Below are 24,818 nucleotides of genomic sequence, written 5' to 3' on the forward strand. Positions count from 1 at the left end.
GACTCCGATGCGACTTCCGATTCAAGCCTTTGGAGCCTGACACGCTGGTCGTTTCACTTCTCCCCGAGCGGCGCTCCTCTCTCCCATCTGGAGGCAGTGCGCGCGATGGCCCTGGCCGCCGAAGTCCGCATCGAACAGGTCGCTCGCGAGGACCTGGTGATGTTCGTCAACGCGTGTTTCTCCTGCACGGGCCAGCGGGAGTTCTACGGTGACGCGCGCGGGCATTCGGTCTCCATCGAGTTCCTGCACCAGTACATCCTCGGCAACTACCGGCGCCTCTATCGGCGCACGCTCGCCGCGGGCATCAACCACTTCAATCAGGCGCAGATCATCCTCAACCTGCTCGCCGTCGGCAGTCCGGCGGACGCGGCGGAGCGGCGGGAGGAGGGCGCGCTCATCGCCGCCGCCCTGCGGAGCCTGCCGTCGCAGCGGGCCTACCGGGTGCTGGAGTCCCTGCGCTCGCGGCACATCAACAACCGCAGGACGCGCGCCATCGTCCGTGAGTACCTGTCGGGGCGCTCCAGCCTGCCGTTCGACGCGGTGAAGTACCGCGCCAAGCTGCGCGCGGCGGTGGTGCATGGCCACCTGAAGTTGGACGGCGAGCTGGGGCCGTTCCTCTTCCATGGATGGAAGAAGCGCGTCTACACCCAGCCGTTGCTGGAGACGTTCCGCAAGGCCCACTTCGCCCAGGAGGCGCTCTATGAGCTGCCCTACACGGTGGCGGAGGGCCTGGCCCAGAAGCACGGTGTCCCCCGCGACGTGTTCCTCCAGCGAATCGAGCCCCGGCTCACCCAGGCGGAGCGGCTGCGCCTCCAGGAGTCCGCCGCGCGCGAAGGGGGCGGGGAGCCGCCGGTGGACCTGTCTCGCGCGCCGCTGACGAAGCTTGCGCTCTATGCCCTGTCGATGACGGACGCGGTCCGCGAGGCGCGCCGGGACGAGCTGCACACGGCGCTGGAGCGCGCCTCCGCGCGGGTGCTGGCGCGGGCACCGGCCTCCCTGGGCCGGGTGGCGGCGGTGCTGGACAACAGCTACTCCTCGTCGGGTTCCTTGCAGAAGCGTCGGCGTCCGCTGGGGGTGGCCCTGGCGGCGCACTACCTGCTGTCCGCCTCCGCGCGCGAGTACCGGGCCTTCTGGACCTGTCCCGTGGAGGAGCCGTTGCGCGTCACCGCACGCGGGCAGACGGACCTCGCCACGCCGCTGTTGGATGCACTGGCCTGGGGCGCGGAGCTGGTGGTCATCGTCTCCGACGGCTACGACAATGACCCGCCCAAGGCCGTGGCCGAGCTGACGCGGGTGTTCCGGGAGCGGTTGGACCCGGGGCGGCGCACGGCCCTGGTCCACGTCAATCCCGTCTTCGACGCGGAGGAGTATTCGCCGCGCTCGTTCGGTGGAGCCGTCGCCACGGTGGGCGTGCGGGACGCGGAGGACGTGCCCACGGTGCTGGGCTTCGCGCGCTTCGCGGAGGGCACCGCGTCGCTGGCGGAGCTGGAGCGTTATCTCTCCGCGCGGGTGGCGTCCTGGCTGGAGCGGGATGCTCGCCGGAACGCGAGCGTGGAGGTGGGCGTGGCACCGGGCGCGCCCGTGAGCGTGGAGGAGGGCGAGGCATGAGCGACGCGCGACTCATTCAGCGGCTGGAGCCCAAGGGCCTGAGGCTGGCGCCGTCGCAAGTCTTCGGACGCATCCGGCTGGTGCCGGTGCTGCGGGACGAGGTGAGGGGAGACCTGCGCTTCGCGCGCAGGGACTACTCGGACGCGGTCTCCGTGGTGTCGCTGGAGGGCCCGCTGACGGGGCGCGGGCTCAAGTACGTTTCCTACATTCCCCACGGCATGGTGGTGAGCTGGACGCACCGGCAGACGGACGCCGTCTTCGGCACGCGCCTGCAGTCGCCCGAGGGCAAGCGCGTGAAGGTGGGTCCGGTCCCCGTGCGGCTGCTGCATCGGATGGTGCACCGGGAAGACCGCAACCAGTTGCGCATGCTGCCCCTGCACCTGGCGATGGAGGGCTTCCTGGCCCTGCACTTCGGCGGGCCGGATATCGCCTGGGCGGAGTACTCGCGAGCGGCCCTGTCCCACGGGTTGAGTCCGCGAGTAGAGGGCGTAGTGCCCGGGTGGGCGAGCACCGCGCTGGATGGCGCGCTGCGCACGTTCGAGGTCCACGAGAATCAGGTGGGCATGCTGCTGTTCAACGCGGATGAGCTGCTCTCCGCGTTCATCGTCGCGCACCCGGATGACTACCGCCTCCTGCACCGGACGTTGCTCGAGGACTTCTACGGGGACCTGCTGCTGCAGTACGGCTATCTCATGGAAGCTCCGGAGCTGGGGCTGTCCCTGGACGCGAAGCGGGTGTCCAGCGTGGAGGACCTGCGCGCGGAGGTGGCGCGCATGCGCGCGGACTGGGCGGCCTTCCATGGCTTCATGGCCGGCGGGCTGTTCGGCGTGGAGGTGACGTCCCGGAAGGTCTACGAGGCCGGGCCGTTCCTGCTCCAGCACTTCCACACGAGCCTGCTTCCCTCGGAGGAGAACCACCTGGGCGAGGCGATTGTGAGCCCCGACGGAACGCTGGAGTACCTCAAGACCTACCGGCTCTCGGCGGCGCAGACGCGGCGGGCGTACCTGCTGCAACGGCTCGCCACCTCGGGATGGAATCTGGACGACGCCGCGGAGGAGTTCGGCTCCACCCGACAGGACCTGGTCCTCCGGCTCCACAACGCGGGCTTCGGTTATCTGCTCAAGGACCACGTCCTGGAGGAAGCCCGGCGCTCGAAGGCGCGGGGCTCCTGAGGCTCGCTCAGAGCGCCCCGAGAAACGCGTCGAGCGCCGCGTTGACCTTCTCCGGCTGCTCCTGGTTGGACAGGTGCGCGGCGCCGGGGATGACCTCCAGCTTCGCCCCGGAGATGAGGTCCACCATCTGCTTCGCCTTCTCCAGCGGGGTGATGGCGTCATGCTCGCCCACCACCACCAGCGCGGGCCCGGCGTAGCGCGCCAGGATGTCCTTGGAGTCCGGACGCAGCGCCATGCCCCGCTGGGCGGCGGCGATGCCCTCGCGCGAGGCGGTGCGAATCTGCGCCTCCACCACGCGCCCCACCGGCGAATCCGGGGGCGAGGAGATGAGCTTGGGCATCAGGGCCTGGATGACGGGGTCGGCGCCCTTCTCCAGGGCCTCCTTCGCGGAGGCCTCCCGGCGGGCCTTGCCCGCGTCGTCGTCGGCGGTGCACTGCGTGTCCATCAGCACGAGCCCGGCCACCCGGCCCGCGTCCTCGCGCAAGAGGGCCATGGTCGCGTAGCCGCCCATGGACACTCCGCCCACCACGGCCCGGTCGATGTTCAGCGCGTCCAGCAATCCCAGCGCGTCACTGGCGATGCGTGACATCTCGGTGGGGCCTTCACCCGGCATGCTCTGCCCGAAGCCTCGGATGTCCGGGATGATGAAGCGGTAGCGCCCGGACAGGGCCTTCACCTGTGCGTCGAAGGCGTCCCCGTTGAGGGGAAAGGCGTGCAGCAGCAGGACGGGGAGGCCCTGGCCCACGTCGCGGTAGTGCAGGGAGAGTCCATCCACGGTGACGGTCAGCATGCGTCCTCCGAACAGGGCTCAGAGCCACTGCTTGTGCTTGAACCAGAAGAAGAGGCCCACGGGCAGTCCGATGATCATCACCCACATGCTGATGTAGAAGCCCCGCCCTGACAGCACGTCGAAGTTCTGTCCGAAGAATCCGACGATGAACGACAGCGGCAGGAAGATGGTGGCGAAGATGGTGAGCTGCTTGGTGATGTCGTTCGTCTTGTTGGCCACCATGGACAGGTAGCCGTCCATGACGTTGCCCAGGATGTCGCGCCCGGCATCAATCTGCTCGTACAGGCGCACCAGATGGTCATACACGTCGCGGAAGTAGAGCGTGGAGCGCTCGTCGACGTGGGGGATGCCCCGCCGCGCCATCAGCCCCACCACGTCCCGCTGCGGGGACAGCACCCGGCGCAGCTGCACCAGCATCCGCTTCATCTCGAAGATGCGCTGCAGCTGGGACTTCTCCGCCCGCTCGAAGATGGACACCTCCAGGTCCTCCAACTCGTCACCGAAGGTGTCGAGGATGGGGAACTGCGCATCCACCAGCCCATCCGCCAGCAGGTAGAGGATGAAGTCCGTGCCCCGTCCCAGCGTCGCGTTCGGATCCGAGCGGACGCGCTGCTGGATGTTGTCCAGCCCCGAGAAGGGCAGCTCGTGCACGCTGATGATCCACTCCTTGGCGAGGAAGAAGTGGTGCTCATGCAGCGTCAGCTCGCACACGTCCTTCCCGGTGGTGAACCCCTGGAGGACGATGAAGACGTGGTTCGGGTACTCCTCCAGCTTGGGCCGCTGGTCCAGGTGGAGGCAGTCCTCGACGGCCAGTCTGTGGAGTCCGAAGCGCTCGGCCAGCCGGGCCATCACCGCTTCGTCGGGGTGGAGGACGTCAATCCACTTCCGTCCCTCCTCGGCGAGCAGTTCCTCACCCCCGGTGAAGAGGGTTCCGTCCTTCATCAGACAGACCTGAATCATCCCGTAGCGCTCCCGGGCCTTGCGGCGCGGCCCCGATCCGAGTGCTAGAACTCCCCCGCGCGGAAGTCGAGCGCTAGAGTGTGCCCCCCGTGTCCGCTGACGCTGAAAACCCGCAGGCCTCCCTGACCCCGAGGCTCGAAGAAATCCTCCAGTCCCACCCCGACCGCGCCTTCGCGGGCCGGCTGCGCAAGGTGTACGCCGCCGCCGCCCAGGCCATTGGCCGGCTGAGTGACATGGACCTGGTGAAGTACGAGACGCCGGTGGTGGACTCCAGCCCGGACCTGTCGCTCTGGGAGGAGATGGCGCCCGTCATCCGAGACACGGTGATGGACGTCAACGCCCTCTTGAACGTCATCCGCGAGCAGTTCCCCGCACAGCCTTCCGCGGGCCTCGCGGACATCCTGCGCGAGGTGGGCGGGGCCCGCTTCCAGGACCCGGCCACGTTGCTCCAGGACGCCATGACGCAGCTCGCGCAGGGGATTACCCAACTGGGCGAGGCGATGCGCAATCCGTCCGTGGTGAGCGACCGGTGGACGCTGCTGGCTGAAATCCAGAGCTTCCGGGCGCGCTTCCGCGAGCAGGTCAGCAACCTCGTCTTCGAGACGGCGAGCACCTTTGGCGAGGTGACGCGGGCGCAGGTGGTGCCCGGGCACGAGGCGGAGGTGAAGGCGGCGGTGACGGTGCGCGCCATCACCGCGGACCTGGGGCGCATCCTCACGGCGCGGCACAACAAGGTGCGCGAGGCGGAGCCCGAGGACGTGCAGTGGAACGCGCAGCAGCTCCAGACGGAGATGGACGCCTTTGGCCGCACGGCCGCGTACCGGAACCTGCGCGCGCAGGACAAGCGGCACATCGTGGAGATGCGCGCGGAGGTGGGGCGCCTGGCGATTCTCCCCAACCCCTCCCGCCAGGACCTGCTCAAGGTGGTGAGCGAGCTGGACGCGTTCGTCCGGGGCCTGTCCGCGGTGAACCAGCGCCAGGTGCTCATCATCCATGACCGCGAGGTGTGGGCCTCTTGCGGCGTGAAGCTGGAGCGGGCCCTGATGCTGTCGGACTCGGACGCGCCGGCCTCGGCCCGACTCCTGGCCGAGGCGGCTGTCAGCGCCCAGTCCCTCTACGGGCGGGCCTCCGACATGGACGCGTTCCTGCGCAAGGCGCGAAAGCAGCCCCTGGCCCAGCTCGTGGGACCGGAGCTGCGCGCCACCATCGAAGTGTTCCAGGGACTGTTGGCCCAACTGGACGTGATGTGATGGCGGCTGCCAGCAAGGCGGTACCGCGCCCGTTGCGCGAGGCGGACCTGTCCCGTGTCGAGGGTGTCTTCACGGACGTGGATGGCACGCTGACCACCGGCCACCGGCTGCGCGCGGACACCGTGCGGGCGCTGGAGCGGCTGTCCGCTTCGGGCCTGCGCGTGGTGTTGGTGAGTGGCAGGCCGGCGGGGTGGGGTGAGGCGTGGGCGCGGCAGCTCCCGGTGGACGGCGTCATCGTGGAGAACGGCGGCCTGTTCTTCCTGCGAGGCAAGCGGGGGCTCCGCAAGGTGTACCTGGAGGCACCGGCCGAGCGCGTGGCGAACCGGCGTCGGCTCGAGAAGGAGGTCGGGCGCGTGCTGAAGCAGGTGCCCGGGGCGCGGCTGTCGGTGGACAGCGCGTACACGGAAGTGGACCTGGCCGTGGACTACAACGAGGAAGCCCGGCTGGGTGAGGCGGGGGCGTCGCGCATCGAAGCGCTGCTGCAGGCGCGCGGGGTGACGGCGGTGCGCTCGTCCGTGCATGTGAACTGCTGGCTCGGTCGCTTCGACAAGCTGAGTGCGACGCGGCGCTTCGCGCGGGTGGCGTGGGGCGAGCGTTTGGAGCCTCGGGACGGCCGTTACGTGTATGTAGGGGATTCTTTCAATGACGCCCCGATGTTCCAGGCTTTCGAGCTGGGCGTGGGCGTAGCCAACGTGCGCGCGGTGTTGGACCGCATCGACGCGCCGCCGGCTTTCATTACCCGGGCAGCCGAGGGGAAGGGGTTCGAGGAGCTGGCTCGGGCCCTCCTCGCTCGGCGGGGCCGCGGGGCTCGTGAGGAGTGACACCGTGAATGTCGTGAAGTTGGAGCTGGCGCGGGGACTGGGGCGCCACCTGCGCGCGGGACACCCGTGGGTGTTTCGCAAGGCGCTGGAGCATGTGCCGAGGATTCCCGCCGGCAGCGTGGTGGACCTGACGGAGAACGGGAAGTTCGTCGCGCGGGGGTATTACGATCCGCACTCGGCCATCGCGGTGCGGGTGCTGACGCGCGACTCGCGGGACACGGTGGACGCGGGCTTCATCACCCGCCGGGTGCGGCGCTCGCTGGCGGAGCGCCAGTCGCTCCTCGACCTGACCGACACGGACAGCTACCGCCTGATTCACGGCGAGGGGGACGGGCTGCCGGGCGTGGTGGTGGACCTCTACGCCGGCTGGGCGGTGATGAAGCTGTATTCGGCGGGCCTGACGCCGTATCGCCCGCTCATCGTCGAGGCTCTCAAGGCTGGCATCCCGGGCCTCAAGGGCATCGTCGGTCGCGATGAAGTGGCGCGGGACGACGTGGAGGAGGACGAGGGTCGGGGCTCGGGGCGCATGTTGTACGGGCAGGACGCGCCGGAGCAGATCGCCATCCGCGAGCGAGGCGTCACCTTCATGGTGGACGTGTGGCGCGGGCAGAAGACGGGGTTCTTCCTGGACCAGCGGGAGAACCGTCACCTCATCCGGCGACTGGCCAAGGGCCGGGACGTGCTCAACTGCTTCAGCTTCAGCGGCGGCTTCTCCGTCAACGCGGCGCTGGGCGGGGCGAACACCGTGTTCTCGGTGGACATCGACCCGGAAGCCATCGCCCTGGCGCGCGAGAACTTCACGCGCAACGGGCTGCCCGCGGAGAAGCATGACTTCCTCGCGGCGGACGTGTTCACGGTCATCCAGTCCTTCAAGGACGAGGGCCGCACCTTCGACATGATCATCCTGGACCCGCCGGCCTTCGCGAAGAGCCAGCGCGCGGTGCAGGCGGCCCTGGACGGGTATGCGTCCCTGAATCGGCAGGCGCTGAGCCTGTTGCGGCCGGGCGGCCTGCTGGCCACGGCGTCGTGCTCGGCGCGCGTGAGCCCGGACGACTTCATGAGCGCGGTGCGCGAAGCGGGCTTCAAGGCTGGCGTCGACCTGGCGCTCGTGGAGGAGCGCTACCAGCCGCCGGACCACCCGGTGCGGTTGCAGTTCCCCGAGGGCAAGTACCTCAAGTTCTACGTGCTCCAGGCGGTGTAGCTCCGCCGCTCAGCGGGCCCGGGATATCGCCCGGGCCCGTGCGGGGAGCGGGAGCCCGTCAGGTGCCGAAGACGTTTCTCGCCACGCGGTCCAGCACGGTGGTGCCCCAGGCGAGGCTGGCCTTCATCAGCCGCTCCATGTCCTTCGTGAACGCGGCGCCCGCGGGCATCTGCGCGTACGTCCGGCTCAGGAAGAGGCTCTTGTTCTCCTCCTCGAAGTCCACCGAGCCGCCGCCAGCGTCCGTGCCGTCCTGGGCTTGCTTGCGGAAGCCGTCGATGACACCCGGCTTGGGGTCTTCCCGGAAGCGGTAGACGAGCGCGCTGCACTCCAGCACCTGCGTGTCCGCGTGGTGTTCGAAGTAGAGCTGCGCGCTGCCCACCATGGTGCCGCCCAGCCCGTTCTCGTTGAGCCCCTCGCTCATCCCGGCGCCCTGCGTCTGCAGGTACCAGCGGACGAGCGCGCGCGCGGCCTCGCGAGTCATGGGTCCGCCCGGAGGGGGCGGGGGTTTGGCGAGGCCCATCGTGGCCAGCAGCCACTGGATGTGACGGGAGAACGCGAGGGCCATGTCAGCGGGACTGCGCGGGGATGACCTTCGCGGCGACGCGCTCGAACACGTCCACGCCCCAGACGAGGCTCGCCGCCATCAGCTTGCTCAGCTCGGAGGCGAACACCAGGTCGATGGGGCGCGTCGTGTACGTGCGACTGAGGAAGAGGCTCTTGCTCTCCGACTCGAAGTCCACCGTGCCGCCGCCCGCGTCCGTGCCGGCCTTCTGCTCGTCGCGGAAGCCGTCGAGGACGCCGGGGCGGGGCGCGTCGCGGAAGCGGTAGATGAGGGCGCTGCACTTCAGCTCGCCCGTGTCGGCCGAGTGCTCGAAGTACAGCTGCGCCTCGCCGACAGCGGCTCCGCCGAGCCCCTTCTGATTGAGACCGGGGCTCAGGGGAACGCCCTGAGCCGCCAGGTACGCCTGCACCAGTTGAGTCGCCTCGTCTCGCGTCATGGCTGCTTATCTACCACGACTGACGGGCAGCTCTCAGAACTCGCCGGCGCGGGCCTGCTCGAAGGGCACGCGGTGGTTGAGGTACGTGTCGACCAGCGAGTGCGCGCCCGAGAACACGGTGTCCTCGGAGAAGTAGTGCACCTTTGCGTCCTTGCCCGCGTGGCGCAGCATGTCCGCGGGGCTCCAGCCCTTGCCGCCCAGGCCGAAGAGGGTGGGGACCGCGTCGCGGTTGTTGATGTAGTGCACGTAGTTGGGGCCGTCCGGGTAGGTGCAGGCGGCGGCCGCGAACGTCTCCACGTTCAGCTTGCTCATCGTCTGCTGGACCTGCTCCGGCGACATCCCGTCTTCGATGCGCAGCCGGCGCGCCACGTCCGACAGCGCGCGCGAGGTGATGAGACCACCCTGGCTGTAGCCGACGAGGTGCACGTCCCGGCCCGCCTTCAGCTCGCCGTAGACGGCGTCGGCCAGCGTGTCGACGGCGGGGTTGGTGCCCTTGCCCAGCTTGTCCTTCACGGCCTGGAGCAGGTCGCCGACGGTGCCCTCGGTGGAGTTGTGCACGCCGATGGTGCGCATGCCCGTCTCGTCCGCGAGCGCCTGCAGCTCACGCGCCTGCTTGTCCTTCTCCGTGCGCATGCCGTTCGTGTAGATGAGCGTGGCCGTCGCGTTCGGGTTGTTCTTGGGCGTGAAGGCGGGGATGTCGCTCAGCGGCGTGCCGGGCTCGAACGTCTGGCCGCCCGCGCCCACCAGCTTGCCGTCATAGACCTTGTCCTTCGAGCCGGCCGGAGCGGTGAACACCTGCGCGGCGGCCACGGTGTTCGTCGTCTTCGCGCTGTCGAAGCCATCCACCACCGCGCCGGTGCGCTGCGCGGTCGGCTGCACCGCGGGCGTCGCCACCGTGTTCGCTTCAGACGTGCGCGCAACGGACGTCCGAGGGGTGGTGCCGACGAGGGTGCGGCCGCGCTCGATGGTGCTCATGGTGGGGGGCTCCAGCGGATAAAAAGGGGGATGGAAGAAAGAGTCCTTGCCCCATTGTCCCAGGACGCCGTCTGAAGTTGCGCACAAACGCGGTAATTCGCTCCAAACGCTGAATTCCGACGCACCGCGTCGCGGACATCGGGCGAAGACCTGGTGCGTCATGTTCCGAGGGAATCGCGGATCCCACGCCGGACCTGGGGCCCGCGCCCAGAGGTGGGGCGCGCCAGAATGGAGCATGCGCTGGGAGTATCGGCTCGGCGCGAGCCCTCCTAAGGTGGGTGGCATGGTCCAGAAAGGTCAGTTCCTGGAGCGCTCCACCCTGATTCCGGTGGGGGCGGTGGTGATGGAGGGCACGGCGCACCGCGGCAAGCGCGCGCCCCCGTTGTTGATCCTCCCGCCGAGGCCCGAAGAGGGTGGGGGGATGGATCACGTCATCGCCGCGGAGCTCGCCTGGGCGGCGGCCAGCGCGGGCTTCCCCACGCTGCGCTTCAACCACCGGGGTGTGGGCGCGAGCCAGGGGACGCGGGGCAGGGACCTGGCGCTGCTCGAGGACGCCGAGGCGGCCATGCGGGTGTTGCTGGAGAACGCGGGGACGAGCGCGCTGGCGGTGGCGGCGCTCCACGGGGGGGCCCAGGTGGCCCTGGCGCTCCAGGCGCGGTTCCCGTCGGTGGGAGGGCTGTGCCTCGTCGCGCCGGCGGATGTGGACGCCTCGGTGCTGGCCCGGGTGACGTGCCCGCTGCTGGTGGTCCAGGGGGAGGCGGACGGGCGGATGCCCCGGGCGGCGGTGGCGGCCGCGGTGGCGCGGGCCGGGGGGGATTTCGAGGTCATCGATGACGCGGGGGCGACGTTCCAGCGCAACCTGCCGCAGGTGGGACGGGCCGTGTCCACCTGGCTCCAGCGGCTCTCCGGCGGATGACCGATGCGCTGCAACCCACCGGACTCCTTCACATTTCTTCAGCCTCCCGCACTTGCACGCCGGGAGAGCGGACGTACAGACTGTCTGTGCAGACCCAATCGTTTCGCCGTTCGTTCGTAGGGTCTTCCGGAAGCGTGCCTCGTTCCTCAAGGAGTAGCCCGATGCGGATGGTGCGATGGACCCTGGGTGGCGCCGCGCTGGCCCTGGCCGTGACGGTAGCCCCTGCGTGCAAGTCCGCGGAGAGCGACGCCGAGCGTGCGCCCGCGCCTCCCGCCTCGCTCGAGAACCTGGCGGACGACGTGGATGTCGTCCCGCACGCCATCCTCGTGGACTTCAAGGACGGCACCACGCAGGCCCAGTTTGACGCCTGGGAGGCCGACTGGGGCGTGGACCTGGAGCTCAACTCCGTGGAGAGCGCCGACGAGGCCCTCACCCTGGCGGTGGGCGTGGACGACGTGCAGGGCGTGCTGGAGCGCATCCGCCAGCATCCCAGCGTCGAGGCCGCCGAGCCGCTGATGGAGGTCCGCGCCAGCTTCACTCCGAATGATCCGGAGTACGCGCAGCAGTGGAACCTCAAGATGATCGACATGCCCAAGGCGTGGGAGCGCAGCCGGGGCAAGGGCGTGGTGGTGGCGGTGCTCGACACCGGCATCGCGTACGAGGACCACGACGACTTCAAGCAGGTGCCGGACCTGAAGGGCGTGAAGTTCGTTCCGGGCTACGACTTCGTGAACGACGACGAGCACGCCAACGATGACCACGGGCACGGCACGCACGTGGCGGGCACCATCGCCCAGGCCACCAACAACGGCGAGGGCGTGGCGGGTGTGGCCTTCGAGGCGACGCTGATGCCGGTGAAGGTGCTCAACCACTTCGGTGGCGGCACCACGGCGGACATCGCGGACGCCATCCGCTTCGCGGCGGACAAGGGCGCCAACGTCATCAACATGTCGCTGGGCGGTGGCGGCTACTCGCAGGTGATGGCCAACGCGGTGGAGTACGCGCGCAAGAAGGGCGTCACCGTGGTGGCGGCGGCCGGCAACGGCGGGCGCGCGCGCGTGGAGTTCCCCGCGGCCTATCCCGGCGCGGTGGCGGTGTCGGCGGTGGGGCCCGAGGGCTCGCTCGCACCGTACTCGTCCTACGGCAAGGAGCTGGATATCGCGGCGCCCGGTGGTGACAAGCGCAAGGGCGACCAGGGCGGCATCCTCCAGAACACCATCGACCCGAGAGACCCCTCGCGCTCCGTCTACGCGTCGTACCAGGGCACCAGCATGGCCACCCCGCACGTGGCCGCGGTGGCCGCGATGCTGTACGCGGCTGGCGCGAAGACTCCGGACGCGGTGGAGAAGGCGCTGTACGCCGGCGCGGCGAAGGTCGCGGACCAGGCGTGGACCGAGCAGTACGGCCACGGTCTGCTCAACGCGGAGGCGTCGCTCGCGTCGCTGGGTGGCGGGATGTCGCGCTGGCCGCCGCTGTACTGGGCGCTGGGCCTGCTGGCCTTCGTGCTGCTGACCCTGCGGGGCCGCGAGCGTCCGGGCTACCTCAACGCACTCCTGCGTCCGGCCTTCCTGGTGCCGCTGCTGCTGTCCACGGTGGGCGTGTACTTCGTGCGCACGTGGTTCGTGAGCTCCGCGGACGTGACGGGGAGCGTGGTGGAGATGGCGTCGCTGCCCATCCCCGACTGGGAGCGCATCATCTTCGGCCGTCGCACGGTGAGCCCGCTGTTCTACAGCGCGCTCATTCCCGTCCTGCTGTCGCTGCCGGCCATCGGCTGGAAGGGGCTGCGTCCGGCGGTGGGCGGACTCGCGCTGGGCTTCGCGGGCTTCCTGGCGTACTCGGCGTGGGCCGGCGCTCCCGCGCTGTCGTGGATGCCCTTCACGTTCCTGGCGAAGCCGTGGCTGGGCTTCAACACCGTCCTCTGCATCGTCGTCGCCCGGGCCATGCTCAAGAAGGAGGACGTGCCTTGAAGCTGTCCGGGCGCGTGGTCTTCCGGGACGTCGAGACGGGCGTCTGGGTGCTGGAAGGCGACGACGGCACCACCTACCAACTGGCGGGTGGCGACCGGAAGATCAAGAAGGACGGCCAGCGCATCGAGGCCGAGGGCGACGTGGACCGTGACGTGCTCACCAGCGCCATGGTGGGCCCCGTGTTCCACGTCAGCTCGTATCGCTTCGTCTGAGGTGTGAGGGGCCGTGGCTGCCCCTCGCGCCTGTCAGGGCTGCTTGGGGCCGCCCGCGCTCTTGTGGGCGCGGGCCTGACGCAGCCGCTCCTCGTGGTACGCCTCCATGGGGGCCGCGCCTCGACGAGCGGCGGCCCGCAGCTCCTCCAACGCCTCTCGCTCCGCCTGCAGCCCGGGCTCCGCGTCCTTCTTGAGCGGTGTCAGGGGATTGGCCACGTCGAAGAGGTTGAGGGAGATGCCTCGCCTGTCCACGACGCCCAGCAGGACGAGGGACACCGTCGCGGCCGTCACCCAGGGAAACAGCAGCGTCGGCAGGGACGGCACCGGCCGCGTCTCCCGGGCGCTCTCGTCGCTGTGTGGCGCGCCCACGCCCCAGACCGACGCGTGGTGGCGCGCGAAGGTCATCAGCCCCAGCAGCCCCACCCAGCCCAGTCCCGCCAGGGAGAGCACGGCCAGCGGCGAGGTGTCCGTGTCCGTCGCCCCCTGGTCCATCGCCTTGGCCGCGAGGAACAGCACGGAGGACACCAGGTTGTTGGCCGCGTGCGCGCCGATGCCCGGCCACAGCGAGCCGGTGCGCAGATAGAGCCAGCCGAACAGCAGGCCCAGCTCCACGCGCGCCACGAAGCCCACCGGGTCCAGATGGAACGCGCTGAACACCACGGCGGAAATCACCAGGGCCTTCACCGGTGATGCCGGAGGCCGAGGCGTGATGCCCCGCTGGAAGACGCCCCGGAAGAACAGCTCCTCGCAGAAGGGAGCGGCGACCGTCACGCCCGCGAGGATGACGGCCAGCTCCACGGGCGTCTGCTGATCGAAGAGGCGCGAGCCGTCGAACATCTCCGTCAGCCACTCGGGCGCGAGCTTCTGGGCAACGAACTGGATGGGCACCACCAGCGCGAAGAAGTTGGCCACGCCCAGCAGGAAGCCGAAGAGGGTGGGCAGCGCGGGCAGCGGCGTCAGCCCGGTGTACAGCGCGGGCTTCCATCCGCCCATCCGCGGCAGCAACCAGCCCAGGCCCAGGAAGATGAACACCTCGGTGAACCAGATTCCGAAGGCCGCGTTGAGGAACTGGACCGAACCTCCCACCGCGATGAACAGCACCAACGCCAGCGCCGCCCCCGCCAGCGCGAGCCTCCGTGGGCTCCCTGGCTCAGGGCGCTCCGGGGGTGGCGGCTCGGAGGGACCCGTCGGCTCATGAGGCCGGGCGTCGCTGGGAGCGGAATCTTCCAATTTGGCGTCTCCTTGGAGCGAAAAGCTGAACTGTCCGCACTTCGACTTCTCTATACTGTGCGCACCTTGACGTCCTTCATCCTGGCTCGAACGGCGCAGCGGACGTGTTGGAAGCTCTCACAATCCCTGGGTGTGTGGTGTGCCCTGGGCGTGGGGCTGGGAGCGGCGACGTCGCACGCGTCGGCGTTCTTGGTGGAAGCGCGAACCGAGGCGCAGGCGTACCAGATTCGTGCGTGGCGTGGCAGCACACCGGATGACCCGGTGCTGCTTCCTCGGCGGCGAATCGTCCAGTACCTGGGCCTCAGCGCCTTCGAAATCGCCACCGGGCAGGACCTGGGCTTCGAGTCCAACCTGCGCATCTGGGCGGACTTCGGATTGCCCAAGGGCGAGGCCGAGCGCGTCGACGGCCTGAAGTCCGAAGACGCAGAGCTGTTGCATGCGTACGTGCGCTACGCGAAGGGCGGCTTCGAGGGGCGCCTGGGCCGACAGCTCTACACGGACGTTTCGGACATCCTCGCGTTCGACGGCTTGCGCGTGCGGTACATGAGCCGCCTGGGATTGGGCGCGGAGGTGTACGGCGGGCTGTGGGTGAAGGGCACGAGCTTCCTGGGCTCCTCCGTGTACCAGTTGGAGGGGACGCGGGAGAGCGACGCGCGGCGCCTGGACGCGGGCGTGACGGGCGCGGACTCGACGCTCGATGCGATGGAGCCCCTCATCGGCGCGAAGCTGCTGATGGAGGACGTGAAGGGCTTCCACGCGTCGGTCGGCTATCGCAAGGCGCTGGTGGAGGGGAAGACGAACCTGGAGCGCGCCACGGTGGAGGCGCGCTACGGCCGCGGGCTGGGGCTCAACGCGCTGGCGGGCGTGGACTACGACGTGCTGATGGGCAAGGTGGCGCAGGTGCGCACGCAGCTGCGCTGGGATGCCACGCGCTTCGCGGCCACTGCGGAGGTGATGCGGCTGTCGCCCGTGCTGGCCGCGGACTCCATCTGGTACTACTTCGCGTGGGCGCCCCGTGACGAGGCGCGGCTGCGCGTGGACCTGTTCACCCCTGGCGCGCTGCGCTTCTACGTGCAGGGCCTGGGCAGCAAGTACAACGAGAACGTCAACCCAGACCTCGCCATCGCCGCCCAGGTGGACGCCGAGGGTGCTCCCGAGTCCACCAGCGTCGGTGGCTCCGCGGGCGCGGCGTGGCGCTCGGGGTCCTTCCGGTCGGCGTTGGATGTGACGTACCGCACGGGCTACGGCGGCGACCAGCTCTGGGGGGACCTCACCGGCGGCTACACGTTCGACCGGGAGCGCTTCACCCTGGACGCGCGGGTGTCCTTCGCGCGCATCTTCGACAGCTTCAACGCGCGCCTGGGTGGCAACTTCTACGGCGCCCAGGTGTGGGCCAGTCGAGCGCTGACGCGGGCGACGCGGCTCTCCCTGGTGGTGGAGCAGAACTTCAATCCGTTCACCGACTCGGACACGAAGGGCTTCCTGCTCTTCGACCTGAAGGCGAGCTTGTAGATGCTGCCGCACCGCCAGAACCGAAACGCGCTGCTCGCCCTGGCCGCGCTCGCCACCATGGTGGGCGCCGGCGTCGCCTGGGCCGCCACGGCTCGCGAGCGCAGCCTCGCCGTGTATCCCGCGCAGCATGTGCCCCTGCGCTTCGACCATGCGCAGCACCTGGAGGCCGGGGCTGAGTGCGCCACGTGCCACGACGCGGCCCGCGCCAGTCAGTCCCCCAAGGACGTCAACCTCCCGGGGCACGAGGAATGCGAGACGTGCCACGACATCGAGGCGGGGCGGAAGGGCAAGCCCACGGACCCGAAGTCGAGCTGCAACACGTGTCACCCGGGTTTCGACGCCACGGTGCGCAAGGAGCCCGCGAAGCTGTCCATGCCCACCGCCAACCTCATCTTCAGCCACCAGCAGCACGTGGACAAGAAGGTGGAGTGCTCGGTGTGCCACGGCGAGATGACGGACGTGAAGCTCGCCACGCGCAACCAGCTGCCGAAGATGGCCACGTGCTTCAAGTGCCATGACGGCAACGTGGCCTCCAACACCTGCGCCACGTGCCATCCGACGGAGCCCTCCGGGCGACTGAAGCTCGTCTTTGATTCAGGCCTGCTGCGTCCCATGCAGGGCAACCCGCTGGGCCTGGACCACGGGCCGCGCTACGAGTTCAACCACGGGGCGCGCGCGTCGACGGACCGGATGACGTGCATGCAGTGCCACAGCGAGAGCTATTGCCAGACGTGCCACGACGGCATGCAGAAGCCGCTGTCCATCCACCCGAACGACTACATCACGCTGCACCCGGTGCAGGCGCGAGCGGGCTCGCCCCGGTGCGAGAGCTGCCACCGTGCGCAGTCCTTCTGCGCCGCGTGTCACGAGCGGGTGGGCGTGGGCATGGACGCGGACAAGTCGCTGCGTCCGCGCAACCAGAAGGTGCATCCGGACTACAGGGCCTGGGTGGAGCTGCCTGGCCCGCAGCACCACGGCATCGCCGCGTCGCGGGATTTGACGAGCTGCATCTCCTGCCACCGTGAGGAGTCCTGCATGAGCTGCCACTCCGAGTTGTCGTCGCGGCGGCAGATCAACCCGCACCCGGCGGGCTTCGCGCAGACGTGCAAGAAGCTGGCGTCCGCGAATGACCGGGCCTGCCTCAAGTGCCACTCGGCGGAGAGCCTGGCGCAGAAGGGGTGCCGGTGATGCGCGCGCGCCAGTCTTTCGTGAGGGGCACGCTGCTGGTGGCCTTGTCGGTGACGTCGCTCTCGGGGTGCCTGGAGCCAGGGGACGCCATCTACGACCGGCGCGACACGGTGCCGCCCAGGGTCATCTCCACCGACCCGGGGGGCGGCGGGGTGCTGGCGACGGATGGCACGCTGCGCATCACCTTCTCGGAGGCGATGGACGTGCGCAGCCTGCGTCCCGGCATCGCCGTGTTCGCCGCGCGCGATGAAGTCCCGCTCACCGTCCTCGCGCCGGAAGTTCCGGAGCTGGAGCAGGACGTGGAGCGGGGCGACGTGGAGTACACCGTGGAGGCCAGGGTCGCCGAGGGCTCCACGCTGTCGCCCAACACGCAGTACACGCTGGTGCTGCGCGACGTCCTCACGGACTACGAGGGCAACCCGTTGGCCACCGAGGTGCGGGTGGTGTTCCGCACCGCGCCGTGAGCCGAGCGGGCCCGGCTACATCCGCGTGAAGTCGAAGTCCTGGGCCACGGCCTTGCCGTTCTCGTCGCCTTCGATTCGCGCGGTGAGGCGGCCCGCCGAGGGGCGCTGGTAGAAGATGCGCTTGGGGTGGTCGTTCTGGGGGTTCTCGAAGAGCGCGCCGTTGCTGTTGCAGCGCACCAGCTTGAAGTCCGTGCCCGGGCGGCCCATGGGCTGGGCGACGTAGTAGAGGCCGTCGGCGCGGGCTTCGATGCGCATGTACTCGAAGAACACCGTCTTGTTGCGGACGATGGCGCGGCTCACCCCGAAGAGCGTGCCGGCGTCCGCGTGCGTCCAGTGCTCCTCCACCGTGCTGCCTGCCTTGTCCTGACGCCAGCTCCCCGACATCCAGGCGAGGTCATGGATGGAGTCCCCGCAGGTGCGGGAGGGCGTCTCGCGCTCGGGTGGCGTCGACTTGCAGCCGAGGAGGGGGGCACCACAGAGCGCGAGGGCGAGGAGGGCAGGGCGGACGAGCATGTCCGCATCCTCACATGCCTCGCTGACGGGCCGCACCGCCGATGGCGACAGTGCGGCCCGCGTGAGTGAGGGTCAGCGCTTGAGGTACTCGCGGATGGCGTCGGCGAGCTGCCGGCGTGCCTCCGCGTCCGTGGCCTGCGGCCCCAGCTTGAGCTTCTTGTCCTCTTCGACGAGGAGCTTCTGGTCCTGCAGGTACGTGACTGCGTTCTCCAGCGTCACCTTGGCCAGGGATTCGGCGGCGGTGATGCGGCCGGCGTGGTACTCCGCGCGGCCCGTCTCCAGAGCCAGGCGGATGAAGGCCTTGCGGTCCTCGGCGACGCCGTTGGCCACGTCGTTGAGTGTCATGGCCGCCAGGAGGTAGGCCTCCAGGTAGTCGCGCAGCAGGTCGGCCAGGAACTCCAGCTCCGGCTGGGCGTGGGGCTCGGGGGCCACGCGCAGGGACTCGCCCTCGTTGATGACCAGGCCCATGCGGACCAGCCGCTCCACCGTCTCCGCGAAGATGGTGTCGAACGTCGTGTTCACCCGGTAGATGAACTCGACCTTGAACAGGCGCGAGAGGAACAGGGCGCGGGCCTTCACCGCGTCGTAGGGCGCGGGCGAACCGGCGGCCAGCATGGCGTTGGCCACGAGGCTGCGCGCCGAGACGAGGTTCATCAGCGTGTTCTTGTAGAAGGACATCTCCGGGCGGCGGTTGTCCTCCACCTGGTAGATGACGTCGCCCTTCGCCTCCTGCGTGCGCACCATCTCGTCGTCGATGAAGGTGCGCATCGCGTCCTGGATGGGGCCCATCGTCTCCGGGTTGCTGGGGGCGTTGCCCAGCTCGCGAGACTGGGGCGCGCCGTCTTCCTGGGCGATGCGGCGCAGGATGCTGATGCGGTCCGCCAGCTCCCGCTGCGTCAGGCCGCGGCGGCGGTGCGCCAGGAGGGACGTGCTCACCAGGGCATGGGGCGTCACGGTGGACACCTTGCTGATGCCGTACATGACGCGGTTGCCGAGCGCGCGGACCAGGCCCTTCTTCTGCTCGTCCGTCACGGGCTCGTCGGGGTTGAGGCCGCGCTCCTTCATGAACTCCAGGAGGGAGATGGGCTCATCGAAGCCCAGGTGGATGCGGCCGTAGCGCGCCGCGAGCACCTTGGGCGTGCTCAACAGGGCCTTGAGGTCCTCGGGCTTCTTCTCTCCGCCCGCCAGCTCCTTCGAGTAGCTGCCCGACTCGACGACCTTCTCGTAGTCGATGGCCACCGGCACGAAGAGCAGGTCATTGCGCGCGCCCTCGAGCACGGACTCCACCTGCCAGGTGAACATGCCCAGCTTGGGCGCCAGCAGCTTGCCCGTGCGCGAGCGGCCGCCCTCGGGGAAGAACTCCTGGTGGATGCCGTCGTGCACCAGCTTGCGCACGTACGCCTTGAAGGACGCGGCGTAGACCTTGTCGCCCTTGAACGAGCGCCGCAGGAAGAAGGCGCCGCAGCGGCGGAAGATGCTGCCCAGGGGCCAGAAGGACAGGTTGGCGCCCGCGGCGACCAGGGGCACCGCGTAGCCCCGGTTCCAGAGCACCCAGCTCATCACCAGGTAGTCCACGTGGCTCTTGTGGCTGGGGCACAGGACGATGGGGGCGCGCGTCGCGGCCTTGAGCGCGCGGTGCAGGCCCGCCTCGTCCACGTGCATGCCGTCGTAGATGCGGTTGAACACCCACTCCAGCACGGGCGCGACGAAGGCCAGCGTCGTGGGGCTGGGCTTCGCGGCGATGGCCTCCAGATTGCGGCGAGCCTCGCGCAGCACGCTCTCCGGCTTGCGGTTGGACTCGACGGCCTGCTCGTCCACCACCTTGCGCAGCTGCCTGTCACGCAGCGTCTCGTCGATGACGCGCTCGTGGGGCTTGGCCGGAGGGCCGAACACCGCGCGAGTCTCCCGCGACAGGTGCACGTGCAGCGTGCTGCGCACCTTGCGCGCGAGCACCTCCACCGAGTCCTTCGGGTTCTCCTCGGCGAAGGCCCGCAGGTCGATGGGCTCTCCCACGCGGAACTGGGCGCGCTTGTAGTTGCGGAAGAAGGCCAGCATCGAGTGCAGGAAGCCCGGTGCCTCCGGGCTTCCGAACACCACGTCCACCCAGTTGGGCTTGAGCCGGGCGCTGCTCTTCTCCCAGACGAACAGCTCCGGCACCAGGTACACGGGCCGGTCCGACTTGCGCGCCAGCTCCACCAGCGCGGGGAAGGGGTCCTCGTGGGTCTCCTTCCCCGACGCGTGCATGAGCGCGGTGCGGCGCAGGAAGACCAGACCGCTGCCCCCGTTCTGCTGCGCGTACTCGAAGCGCTCCTGGAAGGCGCCGGACTGCTTCGTCTGGCGCCAGGGCTTGGTGAACCACGGGCGCAGGTTGGACACCGCGCGGATGGGCGGCAGCGTCCTGCGCACCATGGCCCAGGTCAGATAGAGGAAGTTCACCCAGGCCGTGGAGCGCATGACATGCACCACGAAACCCTTGGCGTGCAGGTTGCGCAGCTCATCCTCGGCCTCGGGCGGGAAGTGGACGCTCTCCAGATAGCGAGCACCCAATGCCCGGCCCATCGGGCCGAACTCGGCCTTCAGCAAGGACTCTCCCTGATTCGCAGACGGCGACAGCGCGGTTTCCAAGGCAGCCCCCGGGGCTACATGTTCTCGGGCGTTGGAATGCCCAGAAGTGTCAGACCCGCCGCGAGAGTAACCCGGGCCGCGTCCGTGAGGGCGAGTCGTGCGAAACGCAGCGCGTCATCGTTCTCGACGAGGATGCGCTTGTCCCGCTCCTGATTGCCCAGCGTGTAGTAGCGACTGAGGGCGGCGGCCACGTCCAGCAGCAGGCGCGCCACGAGGCTCGGCTCGTACTGCTCGGCCGCGTCCTTGACGACCTCGGGCAGCCGCATGATTTCGCGCACCAGGGCCTGCTCCTCGGGGAGCGTCAGCAGGCTCGCGTCGTAGCTCGCGGGCACGCCTCCACCCTTGCGCAGCACGTTGACGACGCGTGCGTGGGCGTACTGGAGGTACGGGCCCGTGTGGCCCTCGAAGCTGAGGACCTCGTCCCAGTCGAAGGTGTAGTCGCTGGCGCGCTTGTGCTTGAGGTCGCCGAAGGCGATGGCGCCCAGGCCGATCTGCTCGGCCAGCAGGTCCGGGTCATTCGACTGGAGCCGACCGGCCTCCTGGTTCTCCTTCACCTTGACGGAGGCGCGCTCCTTGGCCTCGTCCAGCACGTCGTTGAGCTGCACCACCAGGCCCTTGCGCGTGCTCATGCCGTGAATGCGGCCGAAGGCCACGTGAACGCAGCGGTCCGCCCACGGCTGGCCCATCGCGCTCAGCGTGCGGAACACCTGGCGGAAGTGCAGCGCCTGGTCCTGCGCGACGACGTAGAGCGCCTTGTCGTAGTGGAACCGCTCGTACCGGTCCTCGGCGGCGGCCAGGTCTCGTGTGGCGTAGAGCGTGGTGCCGTCGTTCTTCTTGAGGAGGATGGGCGGCTCGTTCTCCGCGTAGGGCAGGTCGACGATGAGCGCGCCCTGCGACTCCTTCACGCCGGGCTTCTTGGCGATCTGCTCGATGACCGCGTCCATCTTCCCCTGGTAGCGGCTCTCTCCTTCGATGTGCTCGAACTCGATGCCCATCCGCGCGTAGATGGTCTTGAAGCCGCGGATGCTCGTCTCGCGGAACTGGTTCCACACCTTGAGGGCCTCGGCGTCACCGGCCTCCATGCGGCGGAAGAAGTCGCGGGCCTTCGCGTCGAACTCGGGCTCTTTTTCGGCGCGCGTGTTCGCCTTGACGTAGACCTCCACCAGGTGGCCCATGTCGTCGATGCGAGCGGGGTCTCCGTACTCCTGGAAGCCCACGGCCACGAGGCCGAACTGCTTGCCCCAGTCGCCCAGGTAGTTGATGCCCTCCACCCGCCAGCCGAGCGCCCGGTAGATGTTGGCGATGCAGTGGCCCAGGAACGTGGTGCGGATGTGGTGGAACGCGATGGGCTTGGCGATGTTCGGCGACGAGTAGTCGACGGTCACCGTCTTGCCGCGTCCCGCGTCCGCGTCACCGCCGTAGGCCAGGCCCGCCGAGCGAGCGGCGTCGAGGACCTCCGCCGTGAAGGGCATGAGGGCGAAGCGGGCATTCACGTAGGGGCCCACCGCCTTGATTTCGAGCCCCGGCACGCTGAGCGTCTGGGCGAGTCCGGCGGCGATGGCGGGAGGCGCCTTCTTCTGGGCCTTGGCGAGAGGGAAGGTGGCGAAGCTCAAGTCACCGTGCGCGGCTTCCGCGGGCTTGACCTGGGGTTCGATGTCTGCGGCCGGCACGCCCAGGGCGCTGGCAAGGGCCTGGGCGAATGCGGCGCGGTGGCGGGAATAGACGGAAGAGCTCATGGGACGGCGCGGATACTAGCCAAGCAGAGGCGGCTTACGGCCACCTCTTGTTCGTTCCGCGGTCCATTCCTCCCCGTTAGGGGACAGCCGGAGCCCGGCGGCTGGGCCGCACCACCGCCGCCACGGTGTCCAGCAGCTTGGGCAACTGGAGTGGCTTCTCGAAGAAGCCGTCGATGCGCTCCAGGCCCTGTCCGGACGTGAGCGAGGCCACCTCGCTGGCACCCGAGATGATGTACACGACGATGTCCGACAGCGACTCGTTGCCTCGGATGAAGCGGAGCACCGACTGCCCGTCCTCTTCGCTCAGCCTCAGGTCCAGCAGCACCATGGCCGGCCGGATGTGCGAGAGGATGGAGCGGGCCTCGGAGGCTCCCGAGGTGGCCATCACCCGGTAGCCCTCCTGCTCCAGGACCTGCTGAAGGACCTCCCGGCAGTCCGCGTCGTCCTCCACGAGCAGGATGCCGCCCGCCTTGGGGGCCGCCTGGTTCAGGTCCGGCGAACTCACCGCCCCGGCGAACATGGGCAGCACCATCTCGAAGGTGCTCCCATCGCCCAGCACGCTCTTCGCCTCCACACGCCCACCGTGCAGCGCGACGATTTTCCCCACCAGGGGGATTCCCAGTCCCGCGCCTGGAGGCCGAGGCACGCCCGGCTGCGCCCGGTAGAAGGCATCGAACACGTGCTCCAGCGCCTCGGCGGACATGCCAGGGCCGCTGTCCTTCACCCTGAGTGTGGCGAGCCCATCCTCGGCGGAGACGCTGACCTCGACGGTGTCATCCGCCTCGCTGTGGTGGATGCCGTTCTCGACGAGGTTGTGGATGGCCTCGGCGATGCGCTCGCGGTCTCCGCGGACGAAGACCTCGGGGCAGGGGGGAATCGAGACGCTGACCTTGCCGTGCTCGGCGAGGACGCCCAGGGAGCGGACCACTTCCTCGGCCACGGCCTTGAGGCCGAAGGGGCGCTGGTTGAGCTGCATCTTCCCGGACTGGAGCCGGGACATGAGCAGCAGGTCATTCACCATGCGCAGCATGCGGTCGGAGTTCCGGTCGCAGATCTGCACCGCGCGGCGCTGGGAGTCGGTGAGGGCTCCCAGCTTCTCGCGCCCCATCATCGCCAGATACGACTTGATGGTGGTGAGCGGGTTCTTCAAGTCATGGGAGACGTTGCCGAGCAGCTCCTCGCGGTTCTGCTCCAGGCTCTTGAGGCCCGCGATGGCCGTCTGGAGGTCCTTGTTCCGGCGGGCGCTGTCGTCGCGGAGGCGAGCCACCTCGTACGCGGCGGCGAGCTGCGCGGCCAGTGACTGGAGCACCGTGTCGGAGACGGTGCGGCGCGCGCCGAGGACGACGAGGACACCCGTGACGCCGTGGGGGCTCTCGAGCGGCACGGCGAGCGTGTCCGCCTCGTGCAGCAGCTTCTTCTCGGCGAAGGCGCGTCCCACCACGCCCTCGCCCGGGACGGCGGCGACGACGCGGCTGTCGTAGCGACCGCGCACGTGCTCGACGTGGAGCTGCTCCCGGGAGGGGAAGTAGCGGGCCACGTAGCAGACCTTGGGTTTGAGCAGTGCGTGGAGCGTCTGGAGATGGGAGCGCAGCGCCTCGGTGGGGCCGGCGTTGTCGGTGAGGTGACGCGCCATCTCCAGGAGGGCGCGCGCGGTGGCGTCGGAGTCCGCCGGAGGAGGCGGTTTCACGGCGCGACGGGTGGACTTCTTCGAGGTGTTGGGGCGCAGCGGCACGACCTCTGCCAGGGCCCCTTTCTTCTTCGAGCGCACGGGAGAATCCTGCTTCAAGTTCCGAGCGCCTGGGAACGGCCCTGATGTGCAGGGCCATCCGGAGGACAGTGGCCGTGTCGGCTGCCCGACAGCCCGGCCTCAGGCGCGGCGCTGGATGCGGCCGTCCTTGTCCAGGACGAACGGTTCCACCAGGAGCGACTCCACCTTCGCCCGATGGCTCGCCACGCTGAAGCCCGAGTCCGCCAGGGCGGCAATCGCGGAGGTCTGCACCCGGCGGGCCGTCTCGTCGGCCGTCAGCAGCTTGAGCATGGGCTCGAGCGCCGGCTCGTACTTGAAGGAGGCGAGCGCCTTGAGGGCGGCGATCTTCACGTCGTCCGACATGTCCTCGAGGAAGGGGAGCACGGCGGGCGGCACGCGCGCGTCCTCGCGACCGGTGACGTGGTGGAGGAGGACGACCTTCTTCTCCGGGTTCTTCGTATAGGTGGCGGAAAGGTGCTGGAGCGCGTTCACGCAAGCGCCCGTGGCTTCTTCCTCGGTGACCAGCTCTCCCAGGAGCCGGAGGGCCCAGGACGTGGCCTGCTCCGTCTTGCTGAGGAACTCGACGATGGGCGGGACGGCGGCGTCCTTGCCGAAGGCCTTCACCAGCTCGAACGTGTGCTCCTTCTCGTCCGCGTCCGTGGTGAGCGGGTCCACGGTGATGGTGAAGCGGGCGAGCAGCACGGAGACGGCTTCGGGATACTTCATCTCCCCCAGCTGCTGGATGGCCTTCTGCCGTGTCGCCGGGTCGCCGTACTTCTGGGTGACCTTGGGCTTGAGCTTGAGGGCTTTCTCGGGCCCCGAGCCGCCCGTGAAGATGTCGAAGAGGCCCATGTGCGCGTGTGCTCCGTTTCCTGCGGCGACGTGTAAGGAGGAAGAAGGTAGAGGGGCCGTCTATGACGGGGCGGCGCCCAG

The 24,818-nt window shown here is 69.2% G+C and carries 22 protein-coding genes; 11 read left to right on the forward strand and 11 right to left on the reverse strand.

What is annotated here, in order from left to right; genetic code table 11:
* The first annotated feature begins 105 nt into the window (after window positions 1-105).
* Both HUA74_RS39235 and HUA74_RS39240 read left to right on the forward strand, forming a co-directional pair.
* Window positions 106-1,608, forward strand: a complete 1,503-nt coding sequence (locus tag HUA74_RS39235) for a hypothetical protein (protein ID WP_254625456.1) — start codon at window positions 106-108, stop codon at window positions 1,606-1,608.
* Complete coding sequence (locus HUA74_RS39240; RefSeq protein ID WP_174458667.1) at window positions 1,605-2,780, forward strand: hypothetical protein; 1,176 nt, start codon at window positions 1,605-1,607, stop codon at window positions 2,778-2,780. The genes HUA74_RS39235 and HUA74_RS39240 overlap by 4 nt, the downstream gene beginning before the upstream one ends.
* Window positions 2,781-2,787: 7 nt before the next feature.
* On the opposite strand, the gene HUA74_RS39245 is transcribed toward HUA74_RS39240, so the two are convergent.
* Both HUA74_RS39245 and corA read right to left on the reverse strand, forming a co-directional pair.
* Window positions 2,788-3,570: an alpha/beta fold hydrolase gene (locus tag HUA74_RS39245; protein ID WP_174458668.1), complete on the reverse strand. Its 783-nt coding sequence runs from the start codon at window positions 3,568-3,570 to the stop codon at window positions 2,788-2,790.
* Window positions 3,571-3,588: 18 nt separating this feature from the next.
* The gene (corA, locus tag HUA74_RS39250) at window positions 3,589-4,530 is read right to left on the reverse strand and encodes a magnesium/cobalt transporter CorA (RefSeq protein WP_174458669.1); all 942 of its coding nucleotides are present in this window, start codon (window positions 4,528-4,530) and stop codon (window positions 3,589-3,591) included.
* A gap of 80 nt (window positions 4,531-4,610) precedes the next feature.
* On the opposite strand from corA, the gene HUA74_RS39255 reads away from it, so the two are divergent.
* The 3 genes from HUA74_RS39255 to HUA74_RS39265 are packed head-to-tail and all read left to right on the forward strand — an operon-like array spanning window position 4,611 to window position 7,802.
* A complete protein-coding gene (locus HUA74_RS39255; RefSeq protein WP_141643276.1) occupies window positions 4,611-5,780 on the forward strand; it encodes a hypothetical protein in 1,170 nt (389 codons plus the stop codon).
* The gene (locus HUA74_RS39260; RefSeq protein WP_174458670.1) at window positions 5,780-6,601 is read left to right on the forward strand and encodes an HAD-IIB family hydrolase; all 822 of its coding nucleotides are present in this window, start codon (window positions 5,780-5,782) and stop codon (window positions 6,599-6,601) included. Before HUA74_RS39255 ends, HUA74_RS39260 begins: the two co-directional genes overlap by 1 nt.
* Window positions 6,602-6,605: 4 nt before the next feature.
* The gene (locus HUA74_RS39265) at window positions 6,606-7,802 is read left to right on the forward strand and encodes a class I SAM-dependent rRNA methyltransferase (protein ID WP_141643274.1); all 1,197 of its coding nucleotides are present in this window, start codon (window positions 6,606-6,608) and stop codon (window positions 7,800-7,802) included.
* Window positions 7,803-7,860: 58 nt separating this feature from the next.
* On the opposite strand, the gene HUA74_RS39270 is transcribed toward HUA74_RS39265, so the two are convergent.
* The 3 genes from HUA74_RS39270 to HUA74_RS39280 form a co-directional block, all read right to left on the reverse strand.
* Complete coding sequence (locus tag HUA74_RS39270; RefSeq protein ID WP_174458684.1) at window positions 7,861-8,283, reverse strand: hypothetical protein; 423 nt, start codon at window positions 8,281-8,283, stop codon at window positions 7,861-7,863.
* 85 nt (window positions 8,284-8,368) lie between these two features.
* Complete coding sequence (locus HUA74_RS39275) at window positions 8,369-8,800, reverse strand: hypothetical protein (protein WP_174458671.1); 432 nt, start codon at window positions 8,798-8,800, stop codon at window positions 8,369-8,371.
* 33 nt (window positions 8,801-8,833) lie between these two features.
* Complete coding sequence (locus HUA74_RS39280) at window positions 8,834-9,775, reverse strand: hypothetical protein (RefSeq protein ID WP_141643272.1); 942 nt, start codon at window positions 9,773-9,775, stop codon at window positions 8,834-8,836.
* A gap of 283 nt (window positions 9,776-10,058) precedes the next feature.
* Between HUA74_RS39280 and HUA74_RS46510 the strand changes: the two genes are divergently transcribed.
* The 3 genes from HUA74_RS46510 to HUA74_RS39295 all read left to right on the forward strand — a co-directional run bounded on the left by HUA74_RS46510 (window position 10,059) and on the right by HUA74_RS39295 (window position 12,870).
* Window positions 10,059-10,691 (forward strand): serine aminopeptidase domain-containing protein, encoded by a 633-nt coding sequence (locus HUA74_RS46510; RefSeq protein ID WP_174458672.1) that lies wholly within the window; start codon window positions 10,059-10,061, stop codon window positions 10,689-10,691.
* A 161-nt stretch (window positions 10,692-10,852) separates the two neighbouring features.
* A complete protein-coding gene (locus HUA74_RS39290; protein WP_174458673.1) occupies window positions 10,853-12,658 on the forward strand; it encodes a S8 family serine peptidase in 1,806 nt (601 codons plus the stop codon).
* Window positions 12,655-12,870: a DUF5818 domain-containing protein gene (locus HUA74_RS39295; RefSeq protein ID WP_141643979.1), complete on the forward strand. Its 216-nt coding sequence runs from the start codon at window positions 12,655-12,657 to the stop codon at window positions 12,868-12,870. The genes HUA74_RS39290 and HUA74_RS39295 overlap by 4 nt, the downstream gene beginning before the upstream one ends.
* Window positions 12,871-12,903: 33 nt before the next feature.
* Here HUA74_RS39295 and HUA74_RS39300 read toward each other — a convergent pair whose 3' ends face one another.
* Window positions 12,904-14,100, reverse strand: coding sequence for a type II CAAX endopeptidase family protein (locus HUA74_RS39300; RefSeq protein ID WP_254614551.1), 1,197 nt, complete (start codon window positions 14,098-14,100; stop codon window positions 12,904-12,906).
* A 192-nt stretch (window positions 14,101-14,292) separates the two neighbouring features.
* Between HUA74_RS39300 and HUA74_RS39305 the strand changes: the two genes are divergently transcribed.
* From HUA74_RS39305 to HUA74_RS39315, 3 genes are read left to right on the forward strand one after another with little or no spacing between them, the layout of a single operon-like run.
* Window positions 14,293-15,612 carry a hypothetical protein gene (locus tag HUA74_RS39305; RefSeq protein ID WP_371817380.1) on the forward strand — a complete coding sequence of 440 codons (1,320 nt, stop codon included), beginning with the start codon at window positions 14,293-14,295 and terminating at the stop codon, window positions 15,610-15,612.
* A complete protein-coding gene (locus HUA74_RS39310; RefSeq protein ID WP_174458674.1) occupies window positions 15,613-16,800 on the forward strand; it encodes a cytochrome c3 family protein in 1,188 nt (395 codons plus the stop codon).
* The gene (locus tag HUA74_RS39315) at window positions 16,800-17,264 is read left to right on the forward strand and encodes an Ig-like domain-containing protein (protein ID WP_141644021.1); all 465 of its coding nucleotides are present in this window, start codon (window positions 16,800-16,802) and stop codon (window positions 17,262-17,264) included. Before HUA74_RS39310 ends, HUA74_RS39315 begins: the two co-directional genes overlap by 1 nt.
* Window positions 17,265-17,279: 15 nt before the next feature.
* Here the strand turns inward: HUA74_RS39315 and HUA74_RS39320 are convergent, their stop codons facing one another.
* The 5 genes from HUA74_RS39320 to HUA74_RS39340 all read right to left on the reverse strand — a co-directional run bounded on the left by HUA74_RS39320 (window position 17,280) and on the right by HUA74_RS39340 (window position 24,737).
* Entirely contained in the window at window positions 17,280-17,777 is a 498-nt protein-coding gene (locus HUA74_RS39320) for a DUF6265 family protein (protein WP_174458675.1), read from the reverse strand.
* A 72-nt stretch (window positions 17,778-17,849) separates the two neighbouring features.
* Entirely contained in the window at window positions 17,850-20,402 is a 2,553-nt protein-coding gene (locus HUA74_RS39325) for a 1-acyl-sn-glycerol-3-phosphate acyltransferase (RefSeq protein WP_174458676.1), read from the reverse strand.
* A gap of 14 nt (window positions 20,403-20,416) precedes the next feature.
* Entirely contained in the window at window positions 20,417-22,138 is a 1,722-nt protein-coding gene (argS, locus tag HUA74_RS39330; protein WP_174458677.1) for an arginine--tRNA ligase, read from the reverse strand.
* A 76-nt stretch (window positions 22,139-22,214) separates the two neighbouring features.
* Window positions 22,215-23,906 (reverse strand): hybrid sensor histidine kinase/response regulator, encoded by a 1,692-nt coding sequence (locus tag HUA74_RS39335; RefSeq protein ID WP_174458678.1) that lies wholly within the window; start codon window positions 23,904-23,906, stop codon window positions 22,215-22,217.
* A gap of 99 nt (window positions 23,907-24,005) precedes the next feature.
* The gene (locus tag HUA74_RS39340) at window positions 24,006-24,737 is read right to left on the reverse strand and encodes a HEAT repeat domain-containing protein (protein WP_141643985.1); all 732 of its coding nucleotides are present in this window, start codon (window positions 24,735-24,737) and stop codon (window positions 24,006-24,008) included.
* Window positions 24,738-24,818 lie beyond the last annotated feature (81 nt).

The organism is Myxococcus sp. CA051A (assembly GCF_013336705.1).
Lineage (GTDB): Bacteria > Myxococcota > Myxococcia > Myxococcales > Myxococcaceae > Myxococcus > Myxococcus llanfairpwllgwyngyllgogerychwyrndrobwllllantysiliogogogochensis.